Here is a 398-nt window from a genome sequence, read left to right as displayed (position 1 = left end):
GGCCAGCGGCCCGGCGTCACCTCCGAGGAGGCCGCGGAGATCAAGCGGCTCAAGGCCGAGAACGCCGAACTGCGACGGGCCAATGAGATCCTCAAGGCGGCCTCGGCTTTCTTCGCGGCCGAGCTCGACCGGCCGTCGAAGCGCTCGTAGCGTTCATCGACGCACACCGCCAGGTGTTCGGAGTCGAGCCGGTCTGCCGAGTCCTGACCAGCCACGGACTCGAGATCGCGACGAGCACCTACTACGCGGCGAAGAGCCGCACCCCCAGCGTCCGGGCAGTCCGCGACGCCGATCTGAAGACGCAGATCAGCCGTGTCCACACGGACAACTACAGCGTCTACGGGGTCCGAAAGGTCTGGCGGCAACTGCACCGTGAAGGCATATCAGTGGCCCGCTGC

The 398-nt window shown here is 67.1% G+C and carries 1 pseudogene; it reads left to right on the top strand.

Annotated features, from left to right (window positions below):
* Nucleotides 1–398 (top strand): annotated as a pseudogene (locus OO68_RS48205) (IS3 family transposase); the annotation flags it as partial.

Source organism: Streptomyces iakyrus (assembly GCF_000717055.1).
Taxonomy (GTDB): domain Bacteria; phylum Actinomycetota; class Actinomycetes; order Streptomycetales; family Streptomycetaceae; genus Streptomyces; species Streptomyces iakyrus.
The sequence above is the reverse complement of the archived record's forward strand: the minus strand, read 5'-3'. Positions and strand labels throughout refer to the sequence as shown.